The organism is Pseudomonas sp. GOM6, from assembly GCF_029537485.1.
Lineage (GTDB): Bacteria > Pseudomonadota > Gammaproteobacteria > Pseudomonadales > Pseudomonadaceae > Aquipseudomonas.
In genome coordinates, this window is the sequence record NZ_JARPUS010000031.1 from 1 (window position 1) to 5,031 (window position 5,031).

Below are 5,031 nucleotides of genomic sequence, written 5' to 3' on the forward strand. Positions count from 1 at the left end.
AAGCGGAAAGAGAACTTGAAGTGATGGCTGGCCTTGCCATCGTCGGCGATAAAGCCGTAGGGGAAACAGACGCCAGATTCCTTGGGTACTTCGTACATCTCGCGGGTGCGAAAGCGGGAAATGAGCTCTTTGACGTAAGGAAGTGTTTTCTCCGAGCCCGGCGTGAGCGCGAAGTAATACACCCGCTGGTTGCGCCAGAGGAAAACATGATACGGAATATCTTCACTGCCCAAGATATGGGCGTCGGGGACGCCGAGGTCGAGGTCGTAGACATGCGCGAGGGGAATATTTCGCTTGAAGTCTTCAATCTTGCGTTTGTGCTCTGAAATTCTTTCCTCAACATCTTCCATGGTGACGCCTTGGCTTTCATTTACGTAGTCGTCTTTCGACCCCTCTAGCTCAGCGACTAGGCCTTCGTACGATTCGATTCTTTTCTTTAGTCCTCTCTGTGCACGCCGGCCACTTCCTCTAACGTAGTTCGCAGCCATGTCGAACTCTTCACGGGTGGTTTTAGCGCTGACATAGATCACTGTCTTGCCATCACCGTAGACGTAGCTGCCGGCTTCCCCACGTCCACTGACCTTCTTCGCAAAGGCGTGCCCCCCACCACCAGCATCAGAGAGCCTGGTGACAGCGTCGGCTGGAAAAGTGGCCCATTCGATATCTTCAGTCGTCTGGAAGCTCCAGCGCCCTAAGCACTCCTGACGCTCCGGGTTGGCCCAGGCGGCGCCGGCGACTAATAGCAGGCCGTAGGCAAGCATGGATGGTCGGATCATGTGCGATGGCTTTCCTGAGGTAAGATACGAGTGGTATCGGCCAGTGCCGGCTGGGGGAAATCTCCTTGCCGGGCTAGCATGCTGAGGTTGAGGCCGGAGTCGTTATGTTCTTTCCAGGTCCAGCGGATTGGTAAGGTAGTGATAAAGCCTTGAACGCCTGCTGGTGCCTGAAAGCTTTTCACCGGCTTTAGCGTTGCGGAGTGCCAGAATCGCTCTTCGTAGGGCATGGGCGCCATGATCTCTCCCCCTAGGTAACGCTCCTCAAAGTCCCTATATCCCCAGGTCGGCCAGATTGAGGCGGGATATCCATCCCTATATTCGGAGGATTGGGATACCTCCGGCGTTTTTTGCTGTTGGTAGGGACTCACGTTCTGCGGAATAAAGTCGAAACTGCTGTTATAAGCCTCAGTGTTACGTGTAGCTCTGGCCTGAATTGCCTTCCAGGTCTGCTCTGCCGCAGGGCGATCAAGGTATTTCGCCAAGTCCGTTGCTGGTTTCACTGCTGAGTCTTTGCCCAAGCCAAGCCCGAAGTGCTTCTTCCACAGTGCCACCCGCAGCTCATGAACGGCGTTGCCGACCACGGCATCGTGCACCCCGTCCAGCTTGACCGTGACCGGCGCGCTGTCGCGGACGATCACCGCCAGCTCGGAGTCGCGTTCGCCCTGCAGGCTGCGGTCGTTGATATTGGCGCTACCCAGGATCGCCACGCGGTCGTCGGCGATCAGCAGTTTGCTGTGGATATAGATCTGCTCGGTAACCACCCGGCCGGCCAGGGTCTGCCAGGTGCGCAGGTTGAGCAGGGTCAGGTAGCGCGTCCAGTCCTGCTGCTCGTAAACGGGGCGACCCTCGATATCCTTGCGTTCGATGATCTTCAGCGCTTCCTCGCGGCTCACCTTGCGGTCGAGCAAGGCGCGAATGGCCATGCGCCGCTGGATGCGCTTGACCAGGCTCTGTTCACCGAACACCAGGCTCTGCATGGTCAGATGCACCTGGTGCATGATGTTCAGCACGTTCAGTGCGCCCTCCGGATGCACCGGCAGCACCAGATAGACATGGAACGGCAGCTTTTCGTCGATGGCTCGACCGATGCGCTCAGCCAAGGCTTGGCCCACATTGTTCAGCAGGCCGGATTGTTCCTGGCCGAGCTTCTTGGTTGCCCAGCCCAGGGCATTGTTGCCCCACATCGGTTCCAGGGCCGCGAGGAATTCACGGGCCTCGGCCCCGGGCTCCTTGGCGATCTTGTCGATCTCGTTCCAGTCGAGCTGCCAGATGTCCTGGGCCTGCAGGGCTTCCTGTAGGCGTACTCGCGCGACCAGGTTCCGATTCAGGCTGCTGGGGCTACGCAGGCTGGCCATGGGGCCGGAAAGTTGCTGTTGCTGATCTTGTGCCAGCTCACCTTCGGCACCGAATGCGCTTTGGAAGAACTGGTTCTCGATGTAGATGAACTGTTGTGCACTGGAGATGGCCTGGAGCATGGCGAGCTTGCAGTTGGCCTGTACGCCGCCTTGTTCAAGGCCGCTTGGCGCAGGCAGCTCGACGCCTGCTTGGCGGCGCCCCTTCTGCTCCTGCTGGGTCATGCGCGACGAGGCACTGCGCAGTACCTGAACGCTGACGCCTCCCTGCTGAGGAGCAGGAGGTTTGGGGAGTTGGCTTGGGGTGTTGATCCAGACCGGTTCGGGTTTGCCGATATCCAGCTTCAAGGGGCGGCTGGTATCGATGAAGCTCTCCAGACCACCCGCCTTGACCAGCACATTCAACCAGTGCATGACGGTTTCGAGCAGGGAGCGAACTAATTGGGTATCGCCCAGTGGTGGCGTGTCGGCGAGGTAGGTCTGCTGTCCATTCCAGCGGTCGATGAAGTTGCGTGACAGGTCATAGACCGATGGTCCTTCTATGCGGCAATGCACATCCTGCCAGGGCATACGTGGTTGATCGTCCGCGAGTCTGGCGTTATCGGGCGAGGCTAAGGGTTGCGGGGTATCGTGCAGGTAGGGGAAGGGCGAAAGATGGCTTGCCGAGCGCTCCTGCAGGAGCCCGTGAATAAGCCAGAACGTGGCGCTGGCCAGTTCGCTGGTGCCATTCATCAACCCGGCTGGCAGGTCTGTGAATGTCTTGCCACTGAGGATGGTCAGCATCTGCCCGATCTGGGTCTGGCTCATCCATTGACTGATCAGTGCAATGCTCTTTATTCGTAGCGCTTCGCCCATGTTCTGGCCTGCAGCTTTTAGCTCTTTCAGCCAGAGCACGATGCGTTGCTTGAGCTGCTGGGCCATGGGTGTGCTTGCCAGAGAACTCTCGACCAAGGCCGCGATGTTGCGGATGGCCGATTCCATGGCTTTGCGTTTGGCGTCCGACAACCAGGTAATGTCGCCTGCTGCTTCTTTTCCGCTGCTGATGGCGCGTCCTAGCCATTGCAGGGCAGGCATGGCGGGGCTGCGGAATATGTCGGCGATGAACGCGCCGCCATTCATGGTTTGTGCGCGGCTGGGCGAGAGAGGGAATTCCCAGTCTATTCCCAGTGCTTCGGATTTCACGGATGCGCTAGCCAGCGGACGGGACAAGTCGAACAGCGTAGCCAGCATCAGGCCCATGGAGCTGACATGCTCCTCCAGCTCCATCCAGCCCAGTTTAGGCAGGCCGGGATTATAGGCGTCGTTACCCTGGCGCTTGCTGGCATCGAGGCTGAAGTTGTTGTCGTCACGACGCCCGTAGGCGAGGTCGATACCGCCGACATAACCGATGCGGTTGTCGATCACCACAGACTTCTGGTGGTGGGAGAAGGCAACGCCCAGTCCGCGCATGTCACTTTGTTGGATGGCCGGAGTGCAGAAGGCGCGTGGCCCACCCGCGAGGCCGGCGTTCAGCTGGAAGATGGCCAGCATGGTCTCGAAGTCGTAAGTGCCCAGAGCGCCTGATGGGCTGAGCCAGGGCATGACATAGACCTTGAGCGCAGGTTTGGCCTTCAGTGCCTGATGTAGGCATCCCCACAGAGTGCGCTTGCCATCCAGCAGGACGTCGTAGTTGATCTGCCAGCCGGTAATGAAAATGGACTGGGTTGCCTGATCGATCGCGCTGGCTACATCGCGGAAGTAGGCGTCACCCGTGGTGAAAAAACGGACTTGATTGCCTGCTCGCTTGGGCGCGAAAGGGTTGTCGTCCTTGATGAAGAAGTCAGGCGCCGAGAAGGCTGCCAGCGCTTTACCGTCTTGGGTGTTGATCTGGTTGACTTCCTTTGCACGCACACCGTTGTAGGCGTTGTTGGTCGCCATGGCCATCATTCCTTGGATTTGAGGTGTGAATACAGATCACTGGTGCAGCTGCTGTCCTGATGGCTGCGTTCGAGTTCCAGTGGTGATGTTGCGCCCGGGCTGCGGGTGAGGCAGTCGGTGAAATCGAGAGCACTGCGGGCGTGTCGGTCTTCATCCCAATCCGGTTGTTCAAGATGAAGGCGCAGGGCGATCTGTTGACCGGGATAGGCCAGCCACAGATCGCTTGGATTGGAGCTATAGAGCTTCGATAGTTCTTTTTGTTGCGCTGCGTCTAGCTTGATGCGTCCCTGTTCGTCGCTCATGCCCTCAAAGACGACATCCGTATCGGTGCCCCGCAAGATGCGCCACGGGGTATGAACCAGGGCGAAGCCCTCGTCGCCCGGAATGTCCTGGAGTTGAATATTGAATTGATACTCGCGCGGTTCGCTGGCGGTTATTGCGGGGCGCGGCTGAGCGGGGGCAGGTTTGAGCCGGCTTCCCGCCTGGTCTGTGTCGGCAGGACGCGGAATGAGCGGTAGCAGGATAGCAATGCCGCTGCCCGTGCCGGGCGCACCGCCTGAATTCATCTTGATAGTCGCGCCGCTCAGGGTCACGCCGCTGGGGTCTAGCTTGAGCCAGCTGCCGCCGCCCTTGGCGGTAAGCTCCATGCCGGCGTCGATGACCACCTTGCTGCCGGCGTAGTAGTGGATCTCGTTGCCCGCTTCGACAAACTGCCCTGTCCCCAGCTTCACATGTTGGGTGGTGGCCACGGTGAGGTGGTCGTTGGCGCGGATTTCGGTCTTGCGGTCGGCGTGAGTGGTGCGGTGCTCTTCGGCTTTCAGTTCGGTGTAGCTGTTGGCTTCGACGGTGTCGTGTCGTTCGTGGCCGATGCGGATCTTCTGGTCGTGCTCGACGTTCTCGTCCCAGTCCTTCTGGGCGTGGATGTAGATCTGTTCCTGGCCCTTGCGATCTTCGATACGCAGCTCGTTGTAGCCGCCACCGCCGGG

At 59.1% G+C, this 5,031-nt stretch carries 1 protein-coding gene and 2 pseudogenes; all 3 read right to left on the reverse strand.

What is annotated here, in order from left to right; genetic code table 11:
• Positions 1 to 776: pseudogene (locus P7A97_RS20430) on the reverse strand (hypothetical protein); the annotation flags it as partial.
• Complete coding sequence (locus tag P7A97_RS20435) at positions 773 to 4,045, reverse strand: phospholipase D-like domain-containing protein (RefSeq protein ID WP_277692326.1); 3,273 nt, start codon at positions 4,043 to 4,045, stop codon at positions 773 to 775. The gene P7A97_RS20435 and the pseudogene P7A97_RS20430, both read right to left, overlap by 4 nt.
• Before the next feature lie 5 nt (positions 4,046 to 4,050).
• Positions 4,051 to 5,031, reverse strand: a pseudogene (locus tag P7A97_RS20440) (type VI secretion system tip protein VgrG); the annotation flags it as partial.

Bases quoted from the DNA above. Each gene is read 5' to 3' on its own strand.
- P7A97_RS20435 (WP_277692326.1), bottom strand. From the start codon at position 4,045: ATGGCGACCAACAACGCCTACAACGGTGTGCGTGCAAAGGAAGTCAAC.